At 61.0% G+C, this 300-nt stretch carries 1 protein-coding gene; it reads right to left on the bottom strand.

Annotated features, from left to right (window positions below):
* Positions 1-300: CNNM domain-containing protein (locus QP752_RS11240; RefSeq protein WP_284805542.1), on the bottom strand; the 300-nt coding region annotated here is incomplete at both ends.

Raw genomic sequence — 300 nt, 5'->3', positions numbered from 1 at the left:
AGTGGCGCGAAGAACCTTGCGAACCACGATGTTCGCGGTCGTATTCATCGCCCAGATAACCGGATTGAGCACCCGCACAATCACATACAGCGGAATAGCCACGAACTTCGCCGTCGGGCTGGGGGCCGCAATAGCGATGTTCTTCGGCACCATTTCGCCGACAACCATGTGTAGGAAAGTGACGATCAGCAGCGCCAACGCCAGCGCAACCACGTGGGCGGTGCCCGCGGGGAGTCCCAGCGCTGTCATGTAGGGCTCGAAGAAGTGCGCAATCGCAGGCTCGCCGACGGCACCGATGAG

It is taken from the genome of Corynebacterium sp. UMB10321 (assembly GCF_030228725.1).
GTDB lineage: Bacteria > Actinomycetota > Actinomycetes > Mycobacteriales > Mycobacteriaceae > Corynebacterium > Corynebacterium pseudogenitalium.
Note: the sequence above shows the minus strand (reverse complement) of the source record. Positions and strands in the feature narration are given on the sequence as shown.